A 23,564-nucleotide genomic window follows, 5' to 3' on the forward strand; every position below is an offset into this window, starting at 1 on the left:
GACTCGGCCAGCCGCATCGTGGCACAGATGCCGACTTCCGGTATGGGTCAAACTGCGAAGAACTCAGATTGAGCAAATCTGGTCCGCTCGGGCGCAATTAGCGGACCTTGGGCAGACGAGGCGCCACTTCGCAGATGGGCCAGAAGCAGTCGTCGTACTAAGATGTCCCTGGTCAAGCAGCGGCGATAGCACTGTCATGGGCGACGTATCCACGCCCTCCGCGCTTTACATCGTAGAGACGGTCGTCTGCGCGCCGCTTGAGTGAGCGGGCAGTATCTCCGTGAACCGCTGCAGCTATGCCGATGCTCGCGCCTATAGTGACCATGTTGGGGCCAATGACAAAAGGTCTTTCAAGTGCCAATACAATGCGCTCTGCCTCGCGTGTAGCATTCGCCGCTCCGAATCCTGTTTCAAAAAGTATGGCGAACTCGTCGCCGCCGAGACGCACAACGAGATGATGGCCTTCGAGCTCATCGAGGATCCGTGTAGCAACTGACTTGAGCAGTTCGTCGCCCGTGTCATGCCCATACGTATCATTGACAGCCTTAAATCGATCTAGATCAATCAGGGCGACTACCGTGACGCCAGATGCTAACTGTCGCTCAAGCGCATCTTCGAGCGCTGCACGGTTTGCAAGTCCCGTCAATGCGTCTGTTAGAGCTGCCCGTGACATGTATTCCTTTGCAAGGAGCTGATCACGAACTCGGCTGTGCAATGAATTTATCTGCTGAAGAGTCCCAATCCAAAAGCATATTAGTATCGCTGCAACTGCCCAATAATCGGTGCCGTGCGCCAGCGCCGCTGTAGTAAGCAACGCAAACAGCGTGGAGACGTTCGGAATTGCGAGCGCCGGTACTGCAGCGCCTCTGATGGTCACGGCGGGAATGTGCCCCGAAGCGGCCAGCACCACAAGAGCGATAGCAACTTCATTCCCGAGCGAGAATGCTCGCACAACGAGAGCAGCGAGTAACGCGGAATAAGTGACGCCAATCGCTAGCAAGGTCGGCAAATAAGCGGGGCTTGACCTGCATAGTTTTACGAACCCGATGCGAAATAGAGCCAACGTGACGTTTGTCATCGCCAAGGAAGTTATCACCACATCCCCTGCCGTCAGCCCCAACGCAGTCGAAAACAGTGCTAGCGCTAGCAGGTAAGGGAGCAGAAAGCGCTCATCCGCGAGCATCGATTGAAGGCTGCGGGCCGCTGAATGCGGCAATTTTGGATCAATAAACTGTATGTTGGGCAACACTTGATAGCTCCCTAGGCATTGACCTTTGAGCACGTCTCGATTGCTACCAAGTTCACAATTGCGCTGAACGCCCGGTTCTCTCAATAGGTAAAATTGGAGATATCTTCGCCGAACGTGCTCGAGGTCTGCAACGGGTCAAAATGCTTAAGAACTCAGGTGGAGCAAATCTGGTCCGCTCTGCCGCGATAGGCGGACCTCCGTCAGACGCGGCGCAACGTCGCCGATGGGCCACAACCGGAAATGCTGTTGACTTGCCATCATCAAGTGTGACCCTCTTCACACACCTTCCAGCAGAGTCATATTAACATTAGACCGAGTCGTTCCGTTGAGGAGCAGATGATGACTCGATCTTCGATAAGACCGCGATAGTTTCACGCGCTCCCCAGCAGCGATAATGGCGTCCGAGCAAGATCAGGCTCGGAATGTTGCCTTCCATGGGATGTCGGTCTGGCTCTCAGCGACGGCTTTGCTTTTTTCAAACTCAAGCAGAAAATCTTCGAGAGTTGAAAAGCATGATCTCAGAGAACACCCAAAAGCAACTTCTGCTCATGTCCGGGATCCTCACTGCCGCGGGCGGCCTCATTGGCGCGGCAGCTGAGATCATCAAAAAGACGATCGGGCTGCCGCTTTGGGCGGCTGTCACCCTGTACGTCGCAATTTTTCTTCTTGGCATATGGATGCTAGCTAAATGGCGCACACGCCATTCTCGCCTTCTAAAGCCCGATGCGCTTATGCTTGATCGCGACAGCTCCGAGCATCTTGTCGGCCGTGCAGATGACATCAAAAATCTTCTCCAGCGATGCCTCGCCAAGCAGATCACCTTTCTGGAAGGCGAGTCGGGCTCTGGCAAATCAGCACTCGTGCGGGCTGGACTCCTGCCGAAACTCAAGGATCACAGATCTATCCAACCGCTTCTGCTCGACGATTGGTGGGTCGATGATTGGGAGTGGAGTCCGTCTAAGGCCCTGAAGAGCGCCTTGATTGCAAGTGGCACCGTCGGCTCCGATGCCAAGGCCAAACCAACTGACGGTCCGTCAGCATCGTGCGGACGACGGTTGCCCGCGCTCGCGGACTTGGAACAGGAGCTTGTCCGACTCAATGACAAGGAAATGCGCACCCCACTCATTATCTTCGACCAGTTCGACGACTATCAAGCGCGTAACAGGGAGCGCTTTCTGCCTAATAACGTATGGCTCGATCCTGCTACATTGCGACAGAGCAATCCCTTCTGGGGCATGGTCGCAGGACTCTTAGAACAGGACAAGCTGCGTTGCCTGTTCGTCACGCGGAGCGATACTGCCGCTGGCCTCAGCTCTGTTGAGTTTTTCGGATCTGTGCAGGCTTTGCGCCTAGATCGCGTGCGGTCTCCGTATATTGCCGAACTGCTCACTCGCCTCACGGAAGGGACTCCTGCGGCGCCGGTGATTGCCGATCCGGACGCAGGCTGGACCAAACTGCGCGACCGCATCATAGGCGACGTCTCCGAACAAGACGTCATACTGCCCCAGCAGCTCAAGATCATGCTCGGCGGCATCCAAAGCCTAAAACCACTCAACGTTAAGCAATATGAGCGGGTTGGTGGCGTAGCGGGAATCGAGGCGTTTTATATCGAGCAGCAAGTCAACGGAGCCGCGCGGAAAGTCAGGATGGCACCCAGTCAGGTCCGGGCAGTGCTTGTGGACCTGATTGATCCCTTAAACAGGACCAAAACGCGGTCTCGCGGCAGCCAGGATCTTCTAGCTGTCCTTGCGAAATCGAGCGGGCAGCCCGTCGCTCGCGCCGAGCTCGACAAGGCCCTGGACGAACTGGAGCGGGGGGAAGTGCTTCGTAGCCCTAGCGAGCCGGGCAGTGGTCACACTGTCTACCGGCTTGACCACGATTATCTGGTTCGCGGTGTGTTGGCTGCCGAGCGGCGGGCCAACCGCTGGCACTATCTTCTTGAGGACAGCGCAAAGGCGTTTCAGGATGCCGGCACGCTTTGGAAAAAGTGGAAGGCCCTCCTGCCTGTCGGGATGCAATTCCGATTAGCATGGGCGCGGATGAAAGGCCGGTTCCGCTATGGCAACAGCCGAGGTTATGCCGCCTTGAGTCTCGCCCGCCTCCCAGCTCGGCTGTTAAGCGTAGGCGGGTCATTTGTTCTAGTTCTAGGTCTTCTGAGCGGTTTGATCTTTTGGAATATGGAAAGTAGAGCGCGGGAAGCCACCGCCTCCTTCTTTAAAGAAATCCATAGCACAACAGACCGTGATCTAATTCATGCTCGGACGGAAATGTTTATGCAGAATGTAAGAGCCCTTCAATTGTTCAAGCACGGAGAGGTGCAGGCAATTGCGGGCCGGATGATTGACACCATGAACAGCACCACGAATGCGGATCAGATGATTGCATTGCAAGGCGCACTTGTTGCCGTCGCATCGGACCTAAGGCCGGAGGAGGTGCAGACCCTCGCTAGTTCCGTCATCCAGAAGATCCAGAACACGGCGGACACGGCTCACATGAGCACCCTGACGCAGGCATTTGCGGCGATTTCAATTCTCCTAAGGCCGGACAACGCGAGGGCACTCGCTGAGCCGGTCCGCCAGGCGATCAAGGGCGAAGGCGATCCCAAGCGACGCCATGCTCTGGGATCGGCCCTTTCGGCCATCTCATCCCAACTAAAGCCGGAGGAAGTTGGGGCGCTGGACGGTTCGATCGTCGAGGCGATCCAGGGGGAGCAGGCTCTGCCTTAGTTAAGCCTTCTGCCAATGAGCGACGATCCACCCCGAAACCGGGAGAATCCGAATTATTCAAACCAGGCCTCATTCTGACTGGGTAAAGAGATCGGGGTCAAGCGTCGGCAGGATGTCCGGAACGGGTCAAAGGCTCCCCTCGGCGTCTCCACGATGGCTTTCCGCTTAGGCCTCGGAAGCGGACCGTGCGAGGCCAATAGGGGAGGTCAGCGATGGGCCACTTCCGGACTCATGCGTAGCAGCAATTGCGTCTTGCCGATGCCAAGAGTTCACATTGCAATCCGGCTTCCATGTTATAAAGTAACGCTTGGGACAGCTGGGTCCCTGAGTGGCTCCCGGCAAGCGTGATGCGGCATGAATTGGTTTCGGAAGCACCTGAAACTTGGTTCGCGGCTGGCGCTGTTGGCGCTTGTCGTCGAGTTCGCGCTGTCGTTCGGGCATTTCCATGCCTTGGCCGCCAAGGCGGTGCCAGCGACCTGGACATCGCTGACGAAAGTGGCTCCGCCTAGCAGCGTGGCCGTCCTTACCCAAGCTACTCCCACAGAGGCCTCTCGGAAACAGCCACCTTCCAACGATGATCGTGACCACCCGGCCGGCGCTTGCGCGATCTGTGCAGTCATTTCGCTCGTAGACAGCGCGCTTTTGGCGGCACCACCGGTGCTCTTGCTGCCGCAGACCATCGATCTCCCGTATCTTGCGACCGACGCCGGTTTCCCCCGCGTGCAATCAGCACGCTCGGCGTTCCAGTCCCGCGCGCCTCCCCTGTCCACCGATTGATGATGTGATCATCGCTGTCGCCCGCGTCACGCAAAGCGACAGCAATGGAACGATCGATATCGAGCCGTCACTCCACTCGACGGCAGCAGGATCGGGATCATGGCTTCCAGGCCCACTCGAGCATTCCATATCGGCGGAGCGAGCTGGCTCCTGCTTGCCGCAGTGGCGACACCGACGACGGCACAGGAGAAGCCGGCAACCGAACTGCCGTCCGTCACCGTAACTGCGCCCAGTCCGATCGTGCGGCGGCGCGTCGTTACTCCCACGCGCGCCCCCGTGCGCGTCGCCCGCAGCGCACCCGGACGCACTCGCGAGCGCGCGCCGCAAGCCCAACCTGCGTCTGCGGCCCCGGCAGCAGCGCAACAGGGCGTGCTGCAAGTCGTGACCGACCAGTTCGCAACGGTGACCGTGGTGCCGAACGAGGAAATTCGCCGGGAGGGCACCGCCCAGCTCGGCGACCTCTTGTTCTCCAAGCCCGGCATCACCGGCTCGACCTTCGCACCAGGCGCCTCGAGCCGGCCGATTATCCGAGGTCTCGACGTCAATCGCGTTGGAATCATCGAGAACGGCAACAACGCTGGCGGCGCCTCGGATCTGGGGGAAGATCACTTCGTGCCGGTCGATCCGCTCGCCACCAACCAGGTCGAGGTCATTCGTGGTCCGGCTGCGATGCGTTACGGCTCGACTTCGATCGGCGGCGTGGTAAGTGCGACCAACAACCGCATTCCGGATGCCCTGCCCACATGCCCGGCCCCTCCGTTCCAGACCTACGGACTACCGGCGAAAGCGCCGTTGGCTGCCGCGCCAACGTCACCTTGCGTGAACGTCGAGACGCGAACGGCGGTGAGTTCCGTCGATCGTGGTGTCGATGGCGGCATCCTGCTCGATACCGGCGGAGGCAATTTCGCGTTTCACGCCGACGCCTTTGGTCGCACGGCCAGCGATTATAACATTCCCAGCTATCCCTACCTGTTCGACCACACCCGGCCAGTCGGTGGACAGCAGCCGAATTCGGCCGTGCAGGCAGATGGTGCCTCGATCGGCGGCTCCTACATCTTCAATGGCGGCTTTATTGGCGCCGCCATTACGCAAAACGATTCGCTCTATCACATCCCTGGCATCGATGGAGCCGACCACAACACCCGCATTGACGCGCATCAGACCAAAATCACCATGAAGGGCGAATACCGGCCGGATGCAGCGGCCATCGATGCGATCCGTCTCTGGGCCGGCGCAACCGACTACCGGCACAATGAGCTCGGGCTGGCCGACCCAGCCGATCCGTTCAGCGACGGCGTACGCCAGACCTTCACCAACAAGGAGCAAGAGGCGCGCGTTGAAGTGCAGATGATGCCGTTCAACGCCCGCTTCGCGCAGGTAACCACCGCGTTCGGCATGCAGGGAGGCCATCAGGAGCTCACCGCACCGAGTCCTGACGATCCAGGCAGCCCGCTGAACGGACTTTGGAACCCCAACAACAACAACAGGGTCGCCGGTTACGTCTTCAACGAGCTGAAATTCAGCGAGACCACCAAGGCGCAGATTGCCGGACGCATTGAGCACGTCAACCTCGCCGGGACAACGCCGGCATTCATACCTCCCGTGTTCGACGTCAACGTCGACCCCGCCAGTATTGGTCCCGCCACGCCGCGCAATCTGGACTTCACGCCAAAGAGCGCGAGCATTGGCCTGCTCCAGAATCTGCCGTGGAATCTGGTGGCCAGCATTACCGGTCAATACGTCGAACGAGCGCCGAAACCGGCAGAGCTCTTTTCGCGCGGCGCGCATGACGCGACTGCTACCTTCGACATCGGCAACCCAGACCTCGGCATCGAAACGGCAAAATCGATCGAGGTTGGGCTGCGGCGGGCGACAGGGCCGTTCCGATTCGAACTCACCGGGTACTACACGAAGTTCAACGGCTTCATATTCCGCCGGTTGACCGGCAACTCATGCGACGAGGCGGCTTGCGTGGACATCGCCAATCCGGACCAACTTGAGCTGCAGCAAGCGAGATATTCGCAAGCGACGCCGTCTTCCGCGGCGGCGAGTTCCAGAGCCAGCTCGACGTCGGACCGCTCAATGGCGGTATCTGGGGCATCGAGAACCAGTTCGACGTCGTCCGCGCCACCTTCACCGACGGCACCAATGTGCCGCGGATTCCTCCCGCACGCGTCGGCGGCGGCGTCTACTGGCGCGATGACAACTGGTTCATGCGCATCAACCTCTTGCATGCGTTCGCGCAGAACGACATCGCCCCGATCGCGGAGACGCCGACGCCAGGCTACAATCTGCTGAAGGCCGACGTCAGCTACAAGACCAAGCTCGATCCGTCCTGGTTCGGCGCGCGCGAGATGACGGTCGGCCTCGTCGGCAACAATCTCTTGAACGAGAGCATCCGCAACTCGGTGTCCTACACCAAGGACCAGGTGCTGCTGCCCGGCATCGGCGTGCGGGCATTTGCAAACCTGAAGTTTTGAGCCGAACGGCCGAAAGGAGAACTGCCGCTGACGGTCGAAAGAGGTCTCAAGATGAGTGGCAGAGGTAGCGCGGCAATGGCTGGTGGGTTGCACGGTGTCGGCGCCGAGACCGGGCCCGGGAATGCGATCGAACTCGCGACCTGCGGTTGGCTCGTCGAGGTTCACTTGATCGGGGGCCGCGCATCTGATCCCCGGTTCTTCGCCGTTGGAATACGTGAGGCTCGTGAGGCGGAAGAGGAAATCCTGCGGTATCCGGGTCTCGTTCGCGAAGACAAAAGGATCGCGCGGCGACGGCTTTCCGACAAGGAGATCGCGCGTCTCGGACTGAGAGCGGATGGGGTGAGGCCGTATATTCTAGGACCCGGTCTGGAATGATCACCGAAGCAAGTTCTGGATCGATGTTGCCAGAGCCGGCTTCGGGACCCACGTCGACAGGGAATGCTGAATTAGCAAGCGTGTGCTCGTATGTCCAAAGCAATGGAACTGATCGTCGCCGGTTATGTAAAGGCGAAGGACCGGCGGGCTTTATCAGACCTTCTCTCACACCGCCTTTGCTCGCCGGACAATATGATCAGGTGCTTCGCGTCGTCGCGTTCAATCCGGTCGAGGGTTGGCGAGACGTCTCCGAAGATGTCGCGCGGGACGGCGACCACTACCGCCGCCTGCCGCTTAAGCTGCGCAGCCACACCTCGCGCGGCTGCTGGCGCGCCGCCCCGTGAGCGTCTTCGCTGCACTGTTCGAGCAGGGCGAGGTCGGCCCCGATCTATTCCAACACGCTTGCATCATGAGGCTGGAGGGCATGGTCTCGAAGCGGCAGATCGCGCCTATCGCGAAGGCCGCTGCGATCACTGGATCAAGAACAAGAACCCCGAGCATCCGGCCTATCGCCGCCTGCGGGATCAGTTCTGATTAGGGCGTGTACTAGTAAATTCAAGCCTGTCCGCTTTCATGACAGAAAAGAAAAGGCCGCCCCGAGGCGGCTAGGTTCCAATTTTCCTTCTTCTGCTTATCTCTTGAGGGCGTCAGCGGCGTCCCGCGCTGCGTCCTTCACATCTCCTGCAGCCTTGTGGACCGATCCCTTTGCCTCATCCATCTTGCCTTCGGCTTCGAGGTCCTTGTCTCCGGTAAGCTTGCCAGCACCCTCTTTGATCGCGCCCTTTGCCTTGTCGGCGACGCCCTTCACATGTTCGCGGTCCATGATCGTGTTCCTTTGCCGTTCTTAAGACGGTGGCACAACGAAAGCGTAGCAGAGAGGTTCCTGTAGAACGTGCGCCGTGGTGGTCTGCTGCTGGCCTGAGCCACACTCTTCTGAGACGAGAGTGCTGCGCCTTCATCGCTTCTGTTGGTCGGTGCGTGCTGCAAAGGTTGCCGTGAAAATCGTGCTGTCATCCGTCGAAGTGGCAGAGATCTGTCCACCATGCGCCCTTGCGATTTCCTGTGAGATGTAGAGACCAAGCCCCAATCCCTTCTGGTTAGGCAGAACGTCACCTTGGTGAAAGGCGGTGAAAAGGTGCGGCATCGCTTGCGCTGGGATCGGCGGTCCTTTGTTGATCACCTGGATCCTAAAGCCCGCATCACTGGACCTCGCAACGATATTGATGGGCTCGTCGGGCGCACCATAGGTAATCGCGTTGCCGAGCAAATTGGATATCATCTGGCTCAATCGACCCGCATCAACGTTTACCGCCGCTGGTGCGTCAACATCCAACAAAAGCGGCGCTCGGAGTGCACGCTTTCGAACTCGGATACGATCTGCATTATGATGGGTCGCAAGTCCTGGCGTTCGGACCTCAGTTGCATCCCGGCACCCAGGCGGAAGCGGGCGAAATCCATGACGTTGTCTATCAAACCCGCCATCCGATTGATGCTGCCCTGCAAAAGCGCGATCCAATCTTTCCCTTCCTGATCTTGCTTAAGAGCCGCAGGCCGCCCTGAATCGAGGCAAGCGGATTTCTGAGGTCATGGCCGAGGATGGCGATGAATTGCTCACGAAGCTCCGCATTCTTCCGTTCCGCTGCAAGCTTACTTTCGGTCAATTCCATCCGTTCGGCTGCGTCGAGATGAGCTGCAATCAGTTCCGGAAACAGCTTGAACATGCCAACGACTTCAGGGGTATTTAGCTTGCGCGTTTTCGGGTCGATTGCACAGAGCGTTCCGAAGAATGAACCATCCGGAAGAACAATCGGGACCGAGATATAGCTCTGAAAACCGTACTGAGCCGGAGTATGGTGGTTGCAGTACTCTGAGTCCTCGCTGACATTGTCGATGATCACAGCCTCGCGGCTTTGGCGAATTTCGTGGCAAATCGTGCTCTCGATCTTCAGCTCGTCACCCGGCTTCAGCCCGAAGGCAAGGTCGCTCGCGATGCACAGGTGATCCATCTGTCCTCGGTGACGCGGGCAACTGCGGTAAACCCCATGCCCGTCGTTCGACTCACCACGTCAAGAATGGTCGAGACATTTACGGATTTGTGGGCGTATGCTTACTGGCCGCCGGCATCTTCGTCGCGGCGATCGTGAGGGGCAGGTTGGTGGAACGCGAGTGGCTGAATTGCCTCAAAATCCGCCCAGTAAGCCGAGTCAGATCCCTGGAATGTAAGCGATGGATTACGGCGCACGATGCAATTTGCGGAAACAGTAGTAAGGTAGTTCGGGCATGGACGGTTCCTACAGGAACTATGTGGCCCCCGATCCCCGTCCAAGCTCAATGCTTGCGGTTGATGGATTTGATTAGTCCTATGAAGCGCTACTATTTTGACCTGAAAGATGGAAGCGACCTTTCCCACGATGAAGAGGGCATGGAGTTGCCGGACGTGCTGTCTGCGCAGCAAGAAGCAGCCAAAGCGCTGTCGGAAATCGCCAGAGATGCAATCCGCTCACCCGACAGAACGGGTCATCAAATGGCAGTCGAAGTCCGCGACGCCAATGGCCCGGTGGTGCAAGTGAAGTACGTGTTCGAGATAGGAGAGGCCGCCAAGGACAACAAAGAAAGTGAATATCGGCAGCACGCTGCCGAGGCACAGAAGATGGCGGATCGCGCGCGTAATGACGACGATATGGCCTCATGGCTGCGTGTGGCTCAGGGTTGGCTCGGCCTCCTAACGAAACGTCCCCAGACCGACCAAGAAGCCTTCGATCAAGCTGTGTCCGAACAGGGCACCGCGCAGGAGCAGAACAAGACGTCGAATTAGCCTCGCTGTCAGGCCAAAAATTAAGGTCATTTTTTTAGGGTAGATCGGACCAGTCTTCCCTTCCGAGGGGCGCTCGTGACCCTTAGCAGACTCCGTCATACCAGGAACTGGACAAAGCCTGCTGTGGCACTCATGGTCTTGATTTTCCCGGTAACGTTAAACGTAAGAGGGCCACGTTTCGCTCGATTGCACGAGATCATTGTCCCACCGAGCGAGGGCTGAAGGTCTTGCAGCTTGGCAGCGGAGTGTTCCCACAGAGGAGCAGCGCAGCGTGAAAGCGTGGCCGACCACGTCGCGCCATGGGTTGTCGGGAAAATTTGGAACATGCCCCCCGAACGCTGGTTTGAGGCTTTGGGTGCTTGTGCGTGGCTAAGGAACATCCGCAATGGCGCTCCAGACTGGCCTCGGGAATGGGCTTCTGGCGGCTTTGCCGCCATCGGATCTCAACCTGCTTGAACCTTACCTTCAGAAGATATCGTTCGCGTCTGACGCTGTACTGGTGCGAACCGGAGATGAGCTCAAAGAAGTCTACTTTCCCATTAGCGGGGTCTTAGCGTTCTTAGTCGAGATGTCGGACGGACACATTGTCGCTTCCACTCTCATGGGTTCGGAAGGAGCGGTCGGGGCTCTCACTGTTCTAAGTCCCTCGCATTCGCCAGTCACAGCAACTGCCTATGTGGCTGGAGCTGCGCTTAAGATACCCGCTTCACGATTGCACCAAGCGTTTGAGCGAAGTGGCGCCATAAAGCGAGTTCTGCGCCTCCATCTCCGCACTCAACTGCTGCAGCTTCAGACTGTTGCCGCGTGCAACGCGGTGCACCCGGTGGAATGCCGTACGGCACGATGGCTGCTCGAGATTCATGACCGTGTTGGCAACGGCGAGATTAGATTGACGCAGGAGGCGCTCGCACAACTTCTTGGGGTGCGGCGAACGACCGTGACTCTAACGATGCGTAAACTCCGGGCAGTCGGCTGCATCATATCGGAGCGGCGCGGCGTGTTGGAGGTCCATCGACCGCGGCTCGAAAACGTCGCTTGTGAGTGTTACGGTGTGATGCGCCAGAGGATCAAACGGATGTACGACGAGGAGCTGGCAAAAGGCTCGCCGAATGTTTCGCATCTGCAATACTCCCCTTTCTCGTGAAATCGAATGTTTGCCGAAGGAGCGGCGGCGTTCGGCCGCTCGTCGAGTGGGGCACTGATGCCGGCTTCCGCAACGTTCGGCGATCAGCCATCCGTCGATGCCTCCGGCAGCTTGACCTCAGTGATGAGAACGTCGGCGATAGAATGGCGTTTGGAGACTAAACGCGCGGAGGGCTGATTGTTCTCAAACTGATGCCACTGAGCATAGATCTGGAAGATCGCTAGCTGGACGTTTGTTGGTTGGAGTTGCTACCTAAAATCATCTCGACATCGCAGAACGCACGATTGATCTCGTTTATGCGAAGCTCCAACAATCCACGGGTTTGGAACGCCTCATCACAATGCCTGTTGACCTTCAGAAATGAAGTCGCACCCCCGTTTGCCGGGAGCGTCAGATGAACAAACGCAAACCGGCGACAGCGCTGAAGCGCGCCCGCAATCCGAAATTGGCCGCTCAGGCCCAACGGAACAAGCAGGCCATTGTTCGAAGCCAGAAAGAGCATTTACTTCGCTCTGCTGCGGAAGTCCCGATCGAGCCGCCTCTTTGGCTTCATGATGATCCTAAAGAGCCTCGGGTGGATGCCTTACCCGATGACCTCAGTCAGAGAATGACGGGTAGCGATCAAATGAAAGGCTTTGCTTTAGCGAGCGCAAACATGCAGGCGTATCAAGCGAAGCTTCTTGAGATTGCCGGGGCCAACGCGCAATTAGCTTTTGAATTCGGCCTCAGACTTGCGTCGATCAGGTCACCAACTGAATTTTTCGGCGTCATTACGGAGTTTACAAACAGGCGGTTCGATATGTTCGGGCAGCATTCGAAAGAACTGGCGGCATATCCGTTCTGGCGCATCAATCCGCCCCGAGAGCTCACGGCTCTGCCGGGATGATAACTGGCGGCAAAGGATGGACGCGAACTCGGATCACGCACGCGCCGATCACGGTTGGTTGCTGTCGGCTGGGGAGCGCGGCTCACAACGAGGGAGTGGAATCAGCGCCTGCCATCGGCGAATAGGTTGACACCATGTCCACAACTGAAACCGCGCTGCTGATCGTTTTGGCCGGACTTGTCGTTTTGATCCTCGCCAACATCGCGTTTCAGGTGGCAGCGGAGCGAAACAATCCCCCGATCGGCGTCTTTACCAATTGCGACGGCGTCCGCCTTCACCATATCGAACGAGGCGATCCCGCCGCGCCTTGCGTGGTCCTGTTCATGGGAATGGCACCATGGTTCAGGATCTCGTCCTAAGCGGTTTGGTCGACCGCCTGGCCCAGAACTATCGCGTCGTTTGCTTCGACCGTCCGGGGTTTGACTACAGCCACCGTCCGCGCACACGCGTCTGGACGGCCACAAGGCAAGCTGCCTTGTTCGCGAAGGCTCTTGATCAGCTTGGGGTGCGCAACCGTGGTGCTCGGCCACTCCTGGGGAACGCTGGTGGCGATCGCGCTTGCGCTGCGAAGCGGCTATGCCGTGAGTGGGCTGGTGCTTGTGCCCGGCTACTATTTTCCAACCGTTCGGACGGACTTTTGGCTCATGTCAGCTCCGGCACTGCCGCTGCTCGGCGATCTGATGCGCTACACTATCTCGCCGATCATATCGTGCGCCATTATGCCGAGGCTGATGCGCACCTTGTTCGCGCCGCGCGCCATCCCGCCGGAATTCAAGAACGAATTTCCGATCTCGTTGGCTCTCCGACCCAAGCAGTTGAGGGCGGCCGCCGAGGAGAGTGCGTTCCTTGTTCCAGCTGCTGCGCAGCTGCGGCTCCAATATCGGGATATCCGGTGTCCAGTTAGGATCGTGCATGGAAAGGCTGACCGGCTCATCGTGGCCGACCAGTCGCGCCGCCTCCACGCGGTGTTGCCCCGCTCCCTGCTTCATCTGGTCGAGGATGCCGGTCACATGGTTACCTATGCAGATGCGGCGGGAATAGCGGATGCCGTCGCGGCGCTAGCGCCCACCGCACCGGTGCGGACCGCATAGGCTTTCTTGTTGAATTGCGGGCGTCCGGAAGTCGCCCATCGGCGAAGTTGCGCCGTGCCTAACGGAGGTCCGCTCATGGCGGCAGAGCGGATGGCCCACGTTGCCTAACCTGCGCCGCATTCCCCGTTTGACCCAATCCCTGCTCGACACCCGGCAGGGTAAGACCGTCCGGCTCCACCAATGCCGTGCGGCGAGCGCATCTGGGATGATTAAGGTGAACAGTGCGGCATGGACCGTGCCATCCTTGTAGAGCACCTAAACCAAGCCCGACGACATGCCGCGATGGGTGAGCATCACCTTGCCCGGCAGGAACAGCTGATCGCAGAATTGGACCTTGGCCACGACACCACGGCCGCCATAAGCGTGCTCGCTACGTTGAGGCGCACGCAAGAACTACATGAGCTGGATTAAGTGCCTGCTAGGTGAACTGGCAAGGTAAGCCCGCCTCAGTTGGCGCTTCCTTCATTCAGCCCACGGTGACTTCCGCTGCTGGCCCGTTGCTGACCGTCTCCGGGACTGTCGCACCGTCCGCTACCAGGCGGTGAACGGACCTCGCTTATCCAAGCTGCAAAGGCGGCCGTCGGCTCGGAGCGACTATCTGCCTCGGCTACGAGCGCCTTCTTCGCACCCGCCGGTGATGGGATGACGGATCAATCGGGAGGAGATTCAAACGAGCGTCGAGGAATCCTAATGCGTCGTAGGCAGCACTTCGCGATTAGTCGAGGAACACCCTTCTCACCGAAATGAGAACGGCGACGATGAGGCCCGCGAGGCAAGCAGCTATGCAGACGTCTACCATCAATAGCAGCTGCTCTCTGTCCGCTCGCTTCAACGCTACCTCGACAATTCCTTGCGGACTGCTGCAGCGGAGTTGCCGACCTTCTCGACGATGTGTTGTAGTCTGCTTCTCGTTATGCCGAGCTCATGTGTCCAGTACTTGACTGCGTAATCGTCGTTCATATCGATCTTGTTGCGGTCGGGCTGAACACGCTTGCCGAAGGTCATCTTCCTGTCCTCCAGGTCAGAACGTCAACGCGCCACCGATGTTCCTGAAGTCGGAGGAAGTCGTCATTTGCGAGTTAGGCCCTTGAACGAGCTGGCGCGAAGGAGTCCTTCCGACGTGATGTCCCGGTACTCAACGTCAGCGTAGAACTTTGGCTCGACCCATGTGGCCTTTGGCATCCTGATGGGCTTGGTGAGCTTTTGCTTTGGGCTGACGACCGTATCCAAGGCATCCCTGATCTTGCGTGAGGTGGTCTGGCTCCAGCCGGTCCCGACCTTGCCCATATAGACCAACTCTTTGCCTTCCTTCTTACCGAGGTAGAGAGCGGCAACACCTGTGGGATCTTTTATGAAGCCAACGACGGGGAATTTGCCCGTCTGAACGGCCTTGATCTTATGCCACGCTTCAACCCGCTCCGATCGGTAAGGAGCATCTACGCGCTTGGAGACGATGCCCTCGTAGTTCAGTTTACTGGCGGCCTCGAAGAGCGCCTGTCCGTCGCCTTCGTGGTGCTCGCTATAGAGGATCGGCTCCTTGATTTGATTGCTCTCGATCAACTCCTTCAGCAGCTCCTTCCTGGCAAGCTGGGAAAGCTTCCGGAGGTCTTGGCCATCAAGCCAAAGGAGATCGAAGACGAAGTAGACGAGCCGATCTTGGTCGCCTCGAGCGAGATCGGCCTGCAGTTCTGAGAAGTTCGTGCGGCCCTCATGAATGACGACGACCTCGCCGTCAACGATCGCCTGACCTTCGATGTCGAAGGCACCGGCGATGACGGAGAATTTTTGGACCCAGTTATGTCCGTTTCGCGTGTAGGCGCGGCGGTCATCTCCATTGATGCGGAGCTGGATGCGGTAGCCGTCGTATTTGACTTCGTGAATCCACTGTGTCCCCGACGGCGCCTTCATCTTCAGGGTCGCAAGCTGGGGAGCAATGAACCCCGGCATCGGTGGAGCACCCGGCTTTTTTGCCGGTGCCTTGGTACGCTTTGCCACTCACGCAACTCACAAAAAGCCCGCCGTCGGCTTGGAGCCGACAGCGGGCAGTCTACCTACCTCAATCAATGACTCACGAACGCAAAACCGCGCCCGGAGTTCCTGCGCGTTCTCAGATACAACCGCAATCGCATTTTCCCGGTTGTATTTCCAAGGTCAACGAGAACGCCAGTCGAACGGCAAGAGAACGCGATGTGATAAAGTGTCCCGAACATTTGGATCACGCAAAGGCCGTCTACTCATAGTTCCGGACGAGTCTTTCCACCTCTGGAGGCAGACTTCGGCGGCCCGTGCTTGTCGCACGACCTCCCACTCTCCTCGATCAAAGCGCGAGATACCGGAGTCACTCTCGCTGATATGTAAATGGCGGGTCTCTTCGCTCGATCTGCTACCGGATCTGCTCGGTCCACTCTTTGAGCTTCTTGCTCTCGGCAATCGCGCGGGCAGCGCGTTCGAGGAGGTCATCTTGCAGCAACTTGGGGGCCGATACAGGTTCAGGATCGTGCAGCCGGCGCGCGGGATCCAGCCCCCCTCTGAGATCAGATGTCCCTCAAGAAGCGTCGGCTCGCCCGGAGCCCATGTCATCTGTTCGACCGGCCGATTCTGGTCCAACCATTTGTTTGCCGACACCGGCCTGCCGGAGCCGGAGGTTTTGACCGGCGCTAGACGCGCATTGACGCTTGAGGCCGGCCACAGTTCTCGCGTCGGCAAGAATATGTACTTGCGCATAGGCATGTAGGCGACAAAACTCGCGCCGCAGCTCGATTAACTCGTAGCAGCAGCCACCGTGAGCAAACGAGGAAATGAACAGCGATCCATCCTCGCGCCGGTATAGAATTGCTTTGCCGCGACCGTAGTCCGGGCCTTCGAAAGGATCGGACAAGGTCTTGCTGAGAAATTGATCCGGCTTGGCAAGCACTTCTCCTACCGTAACGCCGGCCAGATCGGGATCATCGAAGGGTAGCGGAAATGGCAGACCAGCATCACCGACAACGACGAGCAAAACCCGAAGCAAAGGCGCGGTAAGGCGCGTCGGCGGCAAGGCATTGGATCGTGAAGTGAAGCACTGCTGCATTGCTGGCACGGCGACATACCCGATTATGCCGACGCCAATGCTCTGGTTCAAACCATGCTAGATGATTTGAGGAGCATGAATATTGACCAACTCGACGACGAGACCATCAACCGGATCGAGGCGCTCCTTAACGGCGTTGGCCGCTCATGCCCCTAGAACTAATACTTCGTGAGCTGCACATTAGCCGAGGCAACGGCAGGCGCGTGCTTAGCAGCGTGGGCGCCGCGATTGTTGTTCAAAGAGGCGGAAGAGACGCTCGCTGAGATTATGCGCGACTGGCAGCGCGTCGAGCGTGAGCAAGTGGCGCTCATCTGGCGTGCGCAGGCGCAAGGCGATGCCATCGAGCACCGGCCCGAGCGCGATACTGGGCGTCGAGCTTCGGACGATGGCGGTGGCATGATCAGGAATGCCCGTGGGCGGCTTCGTGGGGCAATCTAGGGCAAGCGGGAGCGGAGCGAGATCTCAAGCTTCGCTATTTCGGCCGCCTCGCGCAGTGCCCGAAGTCGAGCGGCCTTCGGCAGCTCCCAAGCGAAAGCAGGGACAGCGCGACTGAGAGCATGATCTTCCGTCTGAAGCCGACGACCACGAAGACAGCCGCACCGTAGAGGTTGAATGGTCCAAATGTAATCGTTGTGCTACCACTTCGCTGTTCCGCTCAAGCGGGGCAGATCTCGAACCGATTTAGGAGGGAAGTGCCATGAAAAGGTATCTAGTAGCCTTCCTTACGTTTACTTGGGCGCCTTCAGCATTCGCAGCCGAACTGCCAATGGAGGGCAGCTACGATTACATCTCGTGTTGGTCCGGCGTTGCCAACCCGATCAGTTTCTCTAAGAGCCACACCGCATCAACGACTGAATTGACAGGAACTATCCGCAGTAATCCACCTGGAGGCGCATTCGACAAGAACACGTTCCGCTGTATAGGGATGAACGCCTCCTTTGACGGGAAGAGCACAGCATCTACCGTGTGCGAGGTAATCGATGCGGATGGCGACAAGCGACTTTCGCATTTCTCGGTTGGCGATGGGAAGACAACAAGAACGCACGTTGCCGGAACCGGAAAATACGAAGGTATGGTCATGGCGGGCACAGTCGAACCGCTAGGCCCGTTTCCTGTTATCAAGGCCGGGACGTTTCAGGACTGCAATCATCAGACTGGCACTTACAAGCTGAAGTAAGCGGAAGAATTAGCCGTCGCTGGACGACTCGGGCGGCGGCTTTTCATTCCGGCTCAGGCCCGCGTGCAGAATGGTCTTACTTCTTGAGAATGCCAACGTCGGTGTTTCCCAAGTTCTTTATGGCCCGTTCAGCGGCGGGCGTATCCACCGCGTTGTCATGCGAGGTTGGAGCCGGACTAACCGAGAAAGCATCCACGTCACCGGTCGCTGCGTGGCCGAGCGCATTGCCGAGGTTGGGACCGGAGGAGCTCCCAGTGCCGCTTAGGGTATGCCCCGTCGATAGGGTGCCGCCCGCATAACCTGTGGAGCCGGTGGCCGCGCTTCCACTCGCCGCGGAGCCGCCACTGCTCGATCCACCCGCACTCTGGCCGAACGCGAGCGAAGCGCCGCCAACGAGTAAAATCAAGATAACAGCGAAGTGGTTCACAGAGCGGTCCTCACGTGATTAACCGCTCAATAAGTTGCACGTCCGAAGGTTCCAGAGGGCCAGAGAGGGGTCTGATTGGTGTCGCGGCCAAGACATCGGACTTCGAGATAGCAGTTTAAGCATTCAGCGCGTCGCCCAACGTCGGCGACGGCTGCGCCGGACCCTTGAAGCCGAGCATGCGCAGGGTCCATGCCTCGCAGGCAAGCCGGTCGCTTGCTTCCGTGCTTCCGCCGCCTGCTCCGCAGCCGCCCTGACCAAGCCGCCGAAAATGGTCTCACGTGATTTGGTGCCCATGCCAACAGGGAGGATCGCCGGACCGCGTGGGACAGGCAAGCCGCTACAGATTGCGGTGGACAACGTGCCGGGCACAACGGAGACGGGGCAATGCCGTCAGGCAGGGGCGCACGCCGCGAACCTCCAGTCCGTCCAAAGAGAAGATGATCGGGACATTGAAGCCCTGGGGCGCGCTGCGGGCTCGCGTCAGAGTTCAGTGATGCTGGCCTGGACCAAATTGTCCGGCGGGATGCTCTTTCGGATCGCGTCCAATGCACTTCGCGCGTATTGTGCGGCTTCCATGTTGCCAGCTTTTTCGATTTCCTCCAGGGCCCAGACCAAGAGCTGCATGGCAGTCTGTGCGTGGGAATTAGACGGATCGCTCATGCTGACGGTGTGCACTGTTTTCTAGCATGGGTCGTCTTTCGCCCGCGCATATAGGACATGCACTGAGCAAGGGTCCGTGCAAAAATGAACAGTTTATATTGTCGCGTCGGGCTGCGCCCAGCTCGAACTTGATGCTGTCCTATCTCACTCGATGGTCAACGGTAGCAAATCAAGCCGGGTCCCCCGGGGCCGGGCCAAATGCGGGGTACGCGCGACCGCGCCGCGTGAGGATATTTGCAGCTTTTGATTTTGCGCTTTCGTTTTGTACCAACTCGCACAGAATGGCGGTCCGCGCGGAGGGCTCACGGAAGCGGCGACCTTCACGGTTGGAACGCAGAGACCGACACAAGGTTTACATTTGCGCGTCATCGCGCTGCGCTGACGGACGCGCGCTGCATTGGAGGCGCCGCATGAAAGTCATCGTTGATGAAACCGGCGAGGTCATCGCCATAGCAACGGATGATCATGTTCTGCTCGGGGGCCACCATCGCCTGGCGGTGGCGGGCAGCATGGGCAAAGATTGTTCTGGCGAGATACCGGCGAACCTGTGAAGCTTGATTTCTTCTTCAAGCACCATCCGCATGGAAATTCCCGCCGTTCGGCCTGAGCCGCTCGCCCTGGTAGTCTTTGACTGGGTGAAGAACGCGAAGCAGCCGGCATATCGGCGCGAGCTCGATCAATTCTTGATGCAGCCTGCGAGAGGCAATCGCGTCGAGCTTCGCGTTCCTAGTTGCTGTCGGCTCCCGTCCGACGCAGCTTTTCGAACATCACGACGGCCGACACTCGCAAGAATGGTCCGCTGCGGTCCCGCACTTCGATCTTCGTCATGCCGCCAGCGGGGCGGCGCGCACCATCCAAAATCGCCTGCCCCAACAATTCCAGAGCCAGCTCGCGGGCCGCGTCCGTGTGGGGCAGTTCGATGCCTTCTTCATCGAACGTGGTCCCGGTCTCGCGATGGACGTCAAAAAAGACGGTTGGCATTGCAGGGGATAAAGCGGCAGCGAGCCACGAAGTTCCTACTTTTCCCGACCTCGTGGGGCCGGATCGCAAGCAGTTCAGGCTAATGATAGAAGTCGCTATATCTCCCGTCGGGCGCGCTGACAAAACTTCGATCTTCGATCAGTTGAGGCAAGTTGAACGCGAGGTCGCAGGGGTCTGGCTCGCAACAGCGGGAACGGTCCCGGCCGTTCGTGGACCCGCATGGGCCGCCCGACGCGGACTTATGGCCACGTGCAAATGGCAACCGACGCAAAAGCTGCGCGTCGCGATGTATCAAATGATACGATGGGAGCAAGCTCGTCCGCGTAGGTTCATGAACGCCGCGAGACAAGGGACAGCTTCATGGGCATCGAACGCATGCACTCAGCAAACTATTTCAGGAAGCGCGCAGCGCTGTTTCGCGCGAAAGCTGGCAATGCTAAGCGAGCGTCAACCAAGGGCGCGCTGCGCGAGGCGGCCAAGAATTACGCTGACCTTGCCCGCCGAGCTGAGCAGATCCAGACAACAAGGCGGTGAAGATAAACACTTCGCCGGACGGCCCTAGATGGCCCGTTGCGCCATGCCCATACATCGGTCGCCATATAACCACCTGATCGGCGCCGGATGCATGGTGAACTTGGACTTCGGCTCAGCTCAGCCCGACAGCGAGTTGGGGGTCGCCCGACGCGCTGCGTCGTATTTGGAACGCCAGTTCCAAGTTCCGAGCAAGCCGGCCGCGCCACCCCATACATCTATTGCCATATCGCTAGAACGCCCGAGCCCGTCGCACGTTGAGCCTTGGCCAGCACGATCCCCATCTGCTGGTCTCGACCTAGTGCATTCGGCCCCAACTCAGACTGCGGGTTGGGGCCGCTTTTTGCGAGACGCAATCCGTAGCGCTCTCGGCAAGGATGATGCAGCACGGCGGCTGCTTGGGGCGACTAGGTTGGGTTCAAGACACAAAGCGGAAGACTTATGCCTTATAAGCATTCCCGCTGATGTCCCGAAGCTGACCTTAATCTACTGAGCGAGTGGACAATGCGTCCACATTTGCACGGTTTAAGGCGGCGACCGTTTCGGCCGGGTAGTCTCTCCCCATGAAACGAGAACTCCGAAGTCTCGAACAACAGGCCCGGCGTCAAGCAGCTCTGTCTGCTGACGAGCGCACAAAGGCGGCCTTGCTCGAAATTGCGGAAGAGTACCGGCTACGCGCCGACAACCTCGAGGCCCAAGCTAATACCCTTACCGAGACAGGACGTTGAAAGCGCGCTAATCGAGCTCTTTTTTCACCCTCAGGCATTGACTGCTAAGCCGCTAACGAACAGGGTTGTTCGATTACCGCGGTCCGCGGCTTCAATCGGTGACTGAGAGACCAGTTGCGCTCCCGCCTAAACAAGGGAGCAATGATCAGGCCGATTTCACGGTTCATTGCGAATATCGATCTTGCCCGCGAGCAAGAACACGTTTTTGAACTGGCCTTCAACCACGCCCTGCGCAAGCTCGACTTGGTGGATCGAAGCGACCCGATTTGTGATCTAGTCGCCAAGAGGATGATCGACATCCACGTGCGCGGCGTTAGTGATGCCGTCGCTCTCGCCGAGATGACAGTCCGGGGAAATCAGAGTGCCGAAGCAGTAAGAGCGCCCCTGATTTGGTCCGAATTGAAAGCCGTCTAATCTGCCTTAGGGCTATCTATATCATTTGAAGAAAGGCCGAGCTGCACCCCGAATAGGTTGTTATTTCAGCCGTCCTAATACGGCCCAGTGTATCTTTTGATGCATTCCGAGGGCGAGTTCCTTGCTACTTTTTCCCGGACTTTTGGGGGCAGGTATGAATCGTCTAAGGAACGCGCTAGGTCGCCTCGAAAAACCGGACTGCCCCGATTGTCGTGACCCCATGCGATGGTTTCGCTCGGAGTTGGTGCAAGACGCGGAGGAACCTTATATCGCGCACCTTTTCCTCTGCCCCAATTGCAAGCGCGCTCAGCGAACCGACACAAAGTTCACGCCCGTTCGCGTTCCGCCTGACAAGCTAGCGGCTCCAAGGTTTCGTATTGTAAGGGGAGGACGATAGAGGGAGAGCGGGATGAAGCTTCTGGTCGAATATTTGGAGCGAGCCGTACAGCTTGAACGTTTGGCCGCGACCGAGCGCGATGCAAAGTTCAAAGAGCAATTGCTTACTCAGGCGCAGGCCTATCGGAAGCTGGCCGCTAAACGAGCGAAAGACTATGGACTACCGGCCCCGAGCCCGTCCGAACTCGCGCGCTAACGAACATTCATGAGTTCACTCCCAGAGTTGACCGTGTGTTCTGCAACAGATCGCGTTGCGATCTGTCGTGCAAATTCTGCTTGATCCTTCGCAAGAGCCTTTCGCTGCTCATCCACGGCGTGTCCGTCGTGATCAAGAACCTCAATCAAGACGGCCTGATCTTTGACACGGAGTTGCTTGGCTTCGATCTCCCGGAGGAGAGCAGCTAATGCGTCTTCGCATTCTGGAGACACGGCAATATCTCGCGGCGGGCCTTCGGCACCGAGTGAAGCTCCGTCGTACCTGGGTTAAACTTCAAATTCGTTACCTTACGCTGCCAACGGGAAAGTTTGGCAAAATCGGACGCGAGAATGATCAACCAATAATCCAGCTTATTGCGAGGAGCGCGCCCCGGCTTAAAATGTAGAGCCAGCCAGCCATCGCAACCAGCACGCTTGCGCCGAAAGCCACGTCAATAGCGATGTCTTCGGTCGCTTTTGGAGGGGTATCCGCCGCCGCCTCGATGTCAACTTGCTCCATGACGTCCATGCGACCTTACTCCACGCAGATCGGGAAAGAGCAGCAACAGGGCAAGCTTACCTTGTTTTCCCGGCCTCTCTTGCGTTCTTTTCGAGGCGACAGGCTGAGACCGGCTCTCACGTGAGCGAGTGGCTACGATCCTCAGAGCTACATCCGCCAAATGAATTGCCGAAACGCGGTGGCCTACTTTGGTTTTGCGTCAGGTTCCGTGATGCGGCGCGCGGCTAATTTGTCCGGCTGCATGCTCTTACGGATCGCATCTAATGCGCTTCGCGCGTGTTGTGCGGCTTCCATGTTGCCAGCTTTTTCGATTTCCTCCAGGGCCCAGACCAAGAGCTGCATGGCAGTCTGTGCGTGGGAATTAGACGGATCGCTCATGCTGACGGTGTGCACCGTTTTCTAGCATGGGTCGTCCTTTGCGCGCGCAGTAGTGGCTGAGGGGACATTGAAGGCCGTGAGGTTCCGTTTGTGCGCTGCACCACAGGGAACGTTTCGCCGCTCCCTGCACTTTGCTACGTAATCGTCGGTGCTGAACCATGCGGATTAGGACCCGCAAGCGCGAGGGAGACTTTCATGCAAGATCGCCAACAAGCCCATTCCCCCAATGAACCGAATTATCGCTTCGCGATACGGCAACAGATCAAAGCGGCGAAGCTGGCCTATGAACGAGCGCAGCGAGCGCTTGAGCAGACCCGCGCAGCGGTTAAACAGTCCCAAATCGTCTTGGAGCAGTCGTTCAAAGTCCTCGGCTCCTGTTCAGAGCAAGGGCAGGACAGGACGCAAGAGTAAGCTTCCTCGTCTTTCATTGTGATGGCACTTATTTGCCCGCAAGATCGCGTGCTCTCAGTCTCGTCAATTGAGCGCGCGTTCCCAAGGCAAAGCCCGTTCGCGGCAGCCTGGATTAAATGTGCTCCCACGACGG

26 protein-coding genes and 2 pseudogenes are annotated in these 23,564 nt (G+C 58.4%); 16 read left to right on the top strand and 12 right to left on the bottom strand.

Annotated features, from left to right (window positions below):
- Positions 1–172 precede the first annotated feature (172 nt).
- Positions 173–1,249: a sensor domain-containing diguanylate cyclase gene (locus FOM02_RS45900; protein WP_265441298.1), complete on the bottom strand. Its 1,077-nt coding sequence runs from the start codon at positions 1,247–1,249 to the stop codon at positions 173–175.
- A gap of 512 nt (positions 1,250–1,761) precedes the next feature.
- On the opposite strand from FOM02_RS45900, the gene FOM02_RS45905 reads away from it, so the two are divergent.
- The 4 genes and pseudogenes from FOM02_RS45905 to FOM02_RS45920 all read left to right on the top strand — a co-directional run bounded on the left by FOM02_RS45905 (position 1,762) and on the right by FOM02_RS45920 (position 7,951).
- Positions 1,762–3,975, top strand: a complete 2,214-nt coding sequence (locus FOM02_RS45905) for an ATP-binding protein (protein ID WP_027564670.1) — start codon at positions 1,762–1,764, stop codon at positions 3,973–3,975.
- 354 nt (positions 3,976–4,329) lie between these two features.
- A complete protein-coding gene (locus FOM02_RS45910) occupies positions 4,330–4,752 on the top strand; it encodes a DUF2946 family protein (RefSeq protein WP_027564669.1) in 423 nt (140 codons plus the stop codon).
- A 99-nt stretch (positions 4,753–4,851) separates the two neighbouring features.
- Positions 4,852–7,232, top strand: a pseudogene (locus FOM02_RS45915) (TonB-dependent receptor).
- Between the two features lie 371 nt (positions 7,233–7,603).
- Positions 7,604–7,951: a hypothetical protein gene (locus tag FOM02_RS45920; protein ID WP_265441299.1), complete on the top strand. Its 348-nt coding sequence runs from the start codon at positions 7,604–7,606 to the stop codon at positions 7,949–7,951.
- 287 nt (positions 7,952–8,238) lie between these two features.
- Here the strand turns inward: FOM02_RS45920 and FOM02_RS45925 are convergent, their stop codons facing one another.
- The 3 genes from FOM02_RS45925 to FOM02_RS45935 form a co-directional block, all read right to left on the bottom strand.
- Positions 8,239–8,430 (bottom strand): CsbD family protein, encoded by a 192-nt coding sequence (locus FOM02_RS45925; RefSeq protein WP_265441300.1) that lies wholly within the window; start codon positions 8,428–8,430, stop codon positions 8,239–8,241.
- 132 nt (positions 8,431–8,562) lie between these two features.
- A complete protein-coding gene (locus FOM02_RS45930; RefSeq protein WP_265441301.1) occupies positions 8,563–8,943 on the bottom strand; it encodes a sensor histidine kinase in 381 nt (126 codons plus the stop codon).
- Between the two features lie 133 nt (positions 8,944–9,076).
- Entirely contained in the window at positions 9,077–9,613 is a 537-nt protein-coding gene (locus FOM02_RS45935; RefSeq protein ID WP_265441302.1) for a GAF domain-containing protein, read from the bottom strand.
- A gap of 356 nt (positions 9,614–9,969) precedes the next feature.
- Between FOM02_RS45935 and FOM02_RS47040 the strand changes: the two genes are divergently transcribed.
- The 5 genes from FOM02_RS47040 to FOM02_RS45960 all read left to right on the top strand — a co-directional run bounded on the left by FOM02_RS47040 (position 9,970) and on the right by FOM02_RS45960 (position 13,543).
- Complete coding sequence (locus tag FOM02_RS47040) at positions 9,970–10,422, top strand: DUF6894 family protein (RefSeq protein WP_063617197.1); 453 nt, start codon at positions 9,970–9,972, stop codon at positions 10,420–10,422.
- 385 nt (positions 10,423–10,807) lie between these two features.
- Positions 10,808–11,566, top strand: coding sequence for a Crp/Fnr family transcriptional regulator (locus FOM02_RS45945; protein ID WP_265441303.1), 759 nt, complete (start codon positions 10,808–10,810; stop codon positions 11,564–11,566).
- Between the two features lie 394 nt (positions 11,567–11,960).
- Positions 11,961–12,452, top strand: a complete 492-nt coding sequence (locus tag FOM02_RS45950) for a phasin family protein (RefSeq protein WP_265441304.1) — start codon at positions 11,961–11,963, stop codon at positions 12,450–12,452.
- 134 nt (positions 12,453–12,586) lie between these two features.
- Positions 12,587–12,811, top strand: a complete 225-nt coding sequence (locus FOM02_RS45955) for a hypothetical protein (RefSeq protein ID WP_231164195.1) — start codon at positions 12,587–12,589, stop codon at positions 12,809–12,811.
- A gap of 156 nt (positions 12,812–12,967) precedes the next feature.
- Positions 12,968–13,543: an alpha/beta fold hydrolase gene (locus FOM02_RS45960; RefSeq protein WP_416207752.1), complete on the top strand. Its 576-nt coding sequence runs from the start codon at positions 12,968–12,970 to the stop codon at positions 13,541–13,543.
- Positions 13,544–14,377: 834 nt separating this feature from the next.
- Here the strand turns inward: FOM02_RS45960 and FOM02_RS45965 are convergent.
- The 3 genes from FOM02_RS45965 to FOM02_RS45975 all read right to left on the bottom strand — a co-directional run bounded on the left by FOM02_RS45965 (position 14,378) and on the right by FOM02_RS45975 (position 16,664).
- Positions 14,378–14,548, bottom strand: coding sequence for a DUF3606 domain-containing protein (locus tag FOM02_RS45965; RefSeq protein ID WP_035730403.1), 171 nt, complete (start codon positions 14,546–14,548; stop codon positions 14,378–14,380).
- A gap of 63 nt (positions 14,549–14,611) precedes the next feature.
- Positions 14,612–15,538: a non-homologous end-joining DNA ligase gene (gene ligD, locus FOM02_RS45970; RefSeq protein WP_265441306.1), complete on the bottom strand. Its 927-nt coding sequence runs from the start codon at positions 15,536–15,538 to the stop codon at positions 14,612–14,614.
- A 550-nt stretch (positions 15,539–16,088) separates the two neighbouring features.
- A complete protein-coding gene (locus FOM02_RS45975) occupies positions 16,089–16,664 on the bottom strand; it encodes a hypothetical protein (RefSeq protein WP_265441307.1) in 576 nt (191 codons plus the stop codon).
- 177 nt (positions 16,665–16,841) lie between these two features.
- Here FOM02_RS45975 and FOM02_RS45980 point away from each other — a divergent pair, with 177 nt between their 5' ends.
- A complete protein-coding gene (locus tag FOM02_RS45980; RefSeq protein WP_027561328.1) occupies positions 16,842–17,051 on the top strand; it encodes a hypothetical protein in 210 nt (69 codons plus the stop codon).
- Positions 17,052–17,310: 259 nt separating this feature from the next.
- Complete coding sequence (locus FOM02_RS45985; RefSeq protein ID WP_265441308.1) at positions 17,311–17,790, top strand: hypothetical protein; 480 nt, start codon at positions 17,311–17,313, stop codon at positions 17,788–17,790.
- A gap of 495 nt (positions 17,791–18,285) precedes the next feature.
- Here the strand turns inward: FOM02_RS45985 and FOM02_RS45990 are convergent.
- Both FOM02_RS45990 and FOM02_RS45995 read right to left on the bottom strand, forming a co-directional pair.
- Positions 18,286–18,511: pseudogene (locus FOM02_RS45990) on the bottom strand (hypothetical protein); the annotation flags it as partial.
- 186 nt (positions 18,512–18,697) lie between these two features.
- Positions 18,698–18,841, bottom strand: a complete 144-nt coding sequence (locus FOM02_RS45995; RefSeq protein ID WP_231164193.1) for a hypothetical protein — start codon at positions 18,839–18,841, stop codon at positions 18,698–18,700.
- Between the two features lie 446 nt (positions 18,842–19,287).
- On the opposite strand from FOM02_RS45995, the gene FOM02_RS46000 reads away from it, so the two are divergent.
- Entirely contained in the window at positions 19,288–19,428 is a 141-nt protein-coding gene (locus FOM02_RS46000) for a hypothetical protein (RefSeq protein ID WP_265441309.1), read from the top strand.
- Positions 19,429–19,603: 175 nt separating this feature from the next.
- Here FOM02_RS46000 and FOM02_RS46005 read toward each other — a convergent pair whose 3' ends face one another.
- A complete protein-coding gene (locus FOM02_RS46005) occupies positions 19,604–19,858 on the bottom strand; it encodes a DUF6894 family protein (RefSeq protein WP_265441310.1) in 255 nt (84 codons plus the stop codon).
- Between the two features lie 360 nt (positions 19,859–20,218).
- Here FOM02_RS46005 and FOM02_RS46010 point away from each other — a divergent pair, with 360 nt between their 5' ends.
- The 3 genes from FOM02_RS46010 (at position 20,219) to FOM02_RS46020 (ending at position 22,123) form a co-directional block, all read left to right on the top strand.
- Entirely contained in the window at positions 20,219–20,392 is a 174-nt protein-coding gene (locus FOM02_RS46010; RefSeq protein WP_265441311.1) for a hypothetical protein, read from the top strand.
- A gap of 866 nt (positions 20,393–21,258) precedes the next feature.
- Complete coding sequence (locus FOM02_RS46015; protein WP_027561331.1) at positions 21,259–21,531, top strand: hypothetical protein; 273 nt, start codon at positions 21,259–21,261, stop codon at positions 21,529–21,531.
- Between the two features lie 409 nt (positions 21,532–21,940).
- Positions 21,941–22,123 carry a hypothetical protein gene (locus FOM02_RS46020; RefSeq protein ID WP_265441312.1) on the top strand — a complete coding sequence of 61 codons (183 nt, stop codon included), beginning with the start codon at positions 21,941–21,943 and terminating at the stop codon, positions 22,121–22,123.
- A 354-nt stretch (positions 22,124–22,477) separates the two neighbouring features.
- Here the strand turns inward: FOM02_RS46020 and FOM02_RS46025 are convergent, their stop codons facing one another.
- Together FOM02_RS46025 and FOM02_RS46030 are read right to left on the bottom strand one after the other, a co-directional pair.
- Positions 22,478–22,651: a hypothetical protein gene (locus FOM02_RS46025; protein WP_265441313.1), complete on the bottom strand. Its 174-nt coding sequence runs from the start codon at positions 22,649–22,651 to the stop codon at positions 22,478–22,480.
- 174 nt (positions 22,652–22,825) lie between these two features.
- Positions 22,826–22,984, bottom strand: a complete 159-nt coding sequence (locus FOM02_RS46030) for a hypothetical protein (protein WP_265441314.1) — start codon at positions 22,982–22,984, stop codon at positions 22,826–22,828.
- Between the two features lie 231 nt (positions 22,985–23,215).
- Between FOM02_RS46030 and FOM02_RS46035 the strand changes: the two genes are divergently transcribed.
- Positions 23,216–23,431 carry a hypothetical protein gene (locus FOM02_RS46035; RefSeq protein ID WP_027561333.1) on the top strand — a complete coding sequence of 72 codons (216 nt, stop codon included), beginning with the start codon at positions 23,216–23,218 and terminating at the stop codon, positions 23,429–23,431.
- Positions 23,432–23,564: the final 133 nt, after the last annotated feature.

Source organism: Bradyrhizobium sp. SEMIA, from assembly GCF_014844175.1.
GTDB lineage: Bacteria > Pseudomonadota > Alphaproteobacteria > Rhizobiales > Xanthobacteraceae > Bradyrhizobium > Bradyrhizobium arachidis.

Excerpts from the sequence above, each read along its gene's own strand:
- FOM02_RS45905 (WP_027564670.1), top strand. The coding sequence starts at position 1,762 with ATGATCTCAGAGAACACCCAAAAGCAACTTCTGCTCATGTCCGGGATC.
- FOM02_RS45910 (WP_027564669.1), top strand. The coding sequence starts at position 4,330 with ATGAATTGGTTTCGGAAGCACCTGAAACTTGGTTCGCGGCTGGCGCTG.
- FOM02_RS45920 (WP_265441299.1), top strand. The coding sequence starts at position 7,604 with ATGATCACCGAAGCAAGTTCTGGATCGATGTTGCCAGAGCCGGCTTCG.
- FOM02_RS45925 (WP_265441300.1), bottom strand. The coding sequence starts at position 8,430 with ATGGACCGCGAACATGTGAAGGGCGTCGCCGACAAGGCAAAGGGCGCG.
- FOM02_RS45935 (WP_265441302.1), bottom strand. The coding sequence starts at position 9,613 with ATGGATCACCTGTGCATCGCGAGCGACCTTGCCTTCGGGCTGAAGCCG.
- FOM02_RS47040 (WP_063617197.1), top strand. The coding sequence starts at position 9,970 with ATGAAGCGCTACTATTTTGACCTGAAAGATGGAAGCGACCTTTCCCAC.
- FOM02_RS45945 (WP_265441303.1), top strand. The coding sequence starts at position 10,808 with ATGGCGCTCCAGACTGGCCTCGGGAATGGGCTTCTGGCGGCTTTGCCG.
- FOM02_RS45950 (WP_265441304.1), top strand. The coding sequence starts at position 11,961 with ATGAACAAACGCAAACCGGCGACAGCGCTGAAGCGCGCCCGCAATCCG.
- FOM02_RS45955 (WP_231164195.1), top strand. The coding sequence starts at position 12,587 with ATGTCCACAACTGAAACCGCGCTGCTGATCGTTTTGGCCGGACTTGTC.
- FOM02_RS45965 (WP_035730403.1), bottom strand. The coding sequence starts at position 14,548 with ATGACCTTCGGCAAGCGTGTTCAGCCCGACCGCAACAAGATCGATATG.
- FOM02_RS45985 (WP_265441308.1), top strand. The coding sequence starts at position 17,311 with ATGAAAAGGTATCTAGTAGCCTTCCTTACGTTTACTTGGGCGCCTTCA.
- FOM02_RS45995 (WP_231164193.1), bottom strand. The coding sequence starts at position 18,841 with ATGCAGCTCTTGGTCTGGGCCCTGGAGGAAATCGAAAAAGCTGGCAAC.
- FOM02_RS46000 (WP_265441309.1), top strand. The coding sequence starts at position 19,288 with ATGAAAGTCATCGTTGATGAAACCGGCGAGGTCATCGCCATAGCAACG.
- FOM02_RS46005 (WP_265441310.1), bottom strand. The coding sequence starts at position 19,858 with ATGCCAACCGTCTTTTTTGACGTCCATCGCGAGACCGGGACCACGTTC.
- FOM02_RS46010 (WP_265441311.1), top strand. The coding sequence starts at position 20,219 with ATGGGCATCGAACGCATGCACTCAGCAAACTATTTCAGGAAGCGCGCA.
- FOM02_RS46015 (WP_027561331.1), top strand. The coding sequence starts at position 21,259 with ATGATCAGGCCGATTTCACGGTTCATTGCGAATATCGATCTTGCCCGC.
- FOM02_RS46020 (WP_265441312.1), top strand. The coding sequence starts at position 21,941 with ATGAAGCTTCTGGTCGAATATTTGGAGCGAGCCGTACAGCTTGAACGT.
- FOM02_RS46025 (WP_265441313.1), bottom strand. The coding sequence starts at position 22,651 with ATGGACGTCATGGAGCAAGTTGACATCGAGGCGGCGGCGGATACCCCT.
- FOM02_RS46030 (WP_265441314.1), bottom strand. The coding sequence starts at position 22,984 with ATGCAGCTCTTGGTCTGGGCCCTGGAGGAAATCGAAAAAGCTGGCAAC.
- FOM02_RS46035 (WP_027561333.1), top strand. The coding sequence starts at position 23,216 with ATGCAAGATCGCCAACAAGCCCATTCCCCCAATGAACCGAATTATCGC.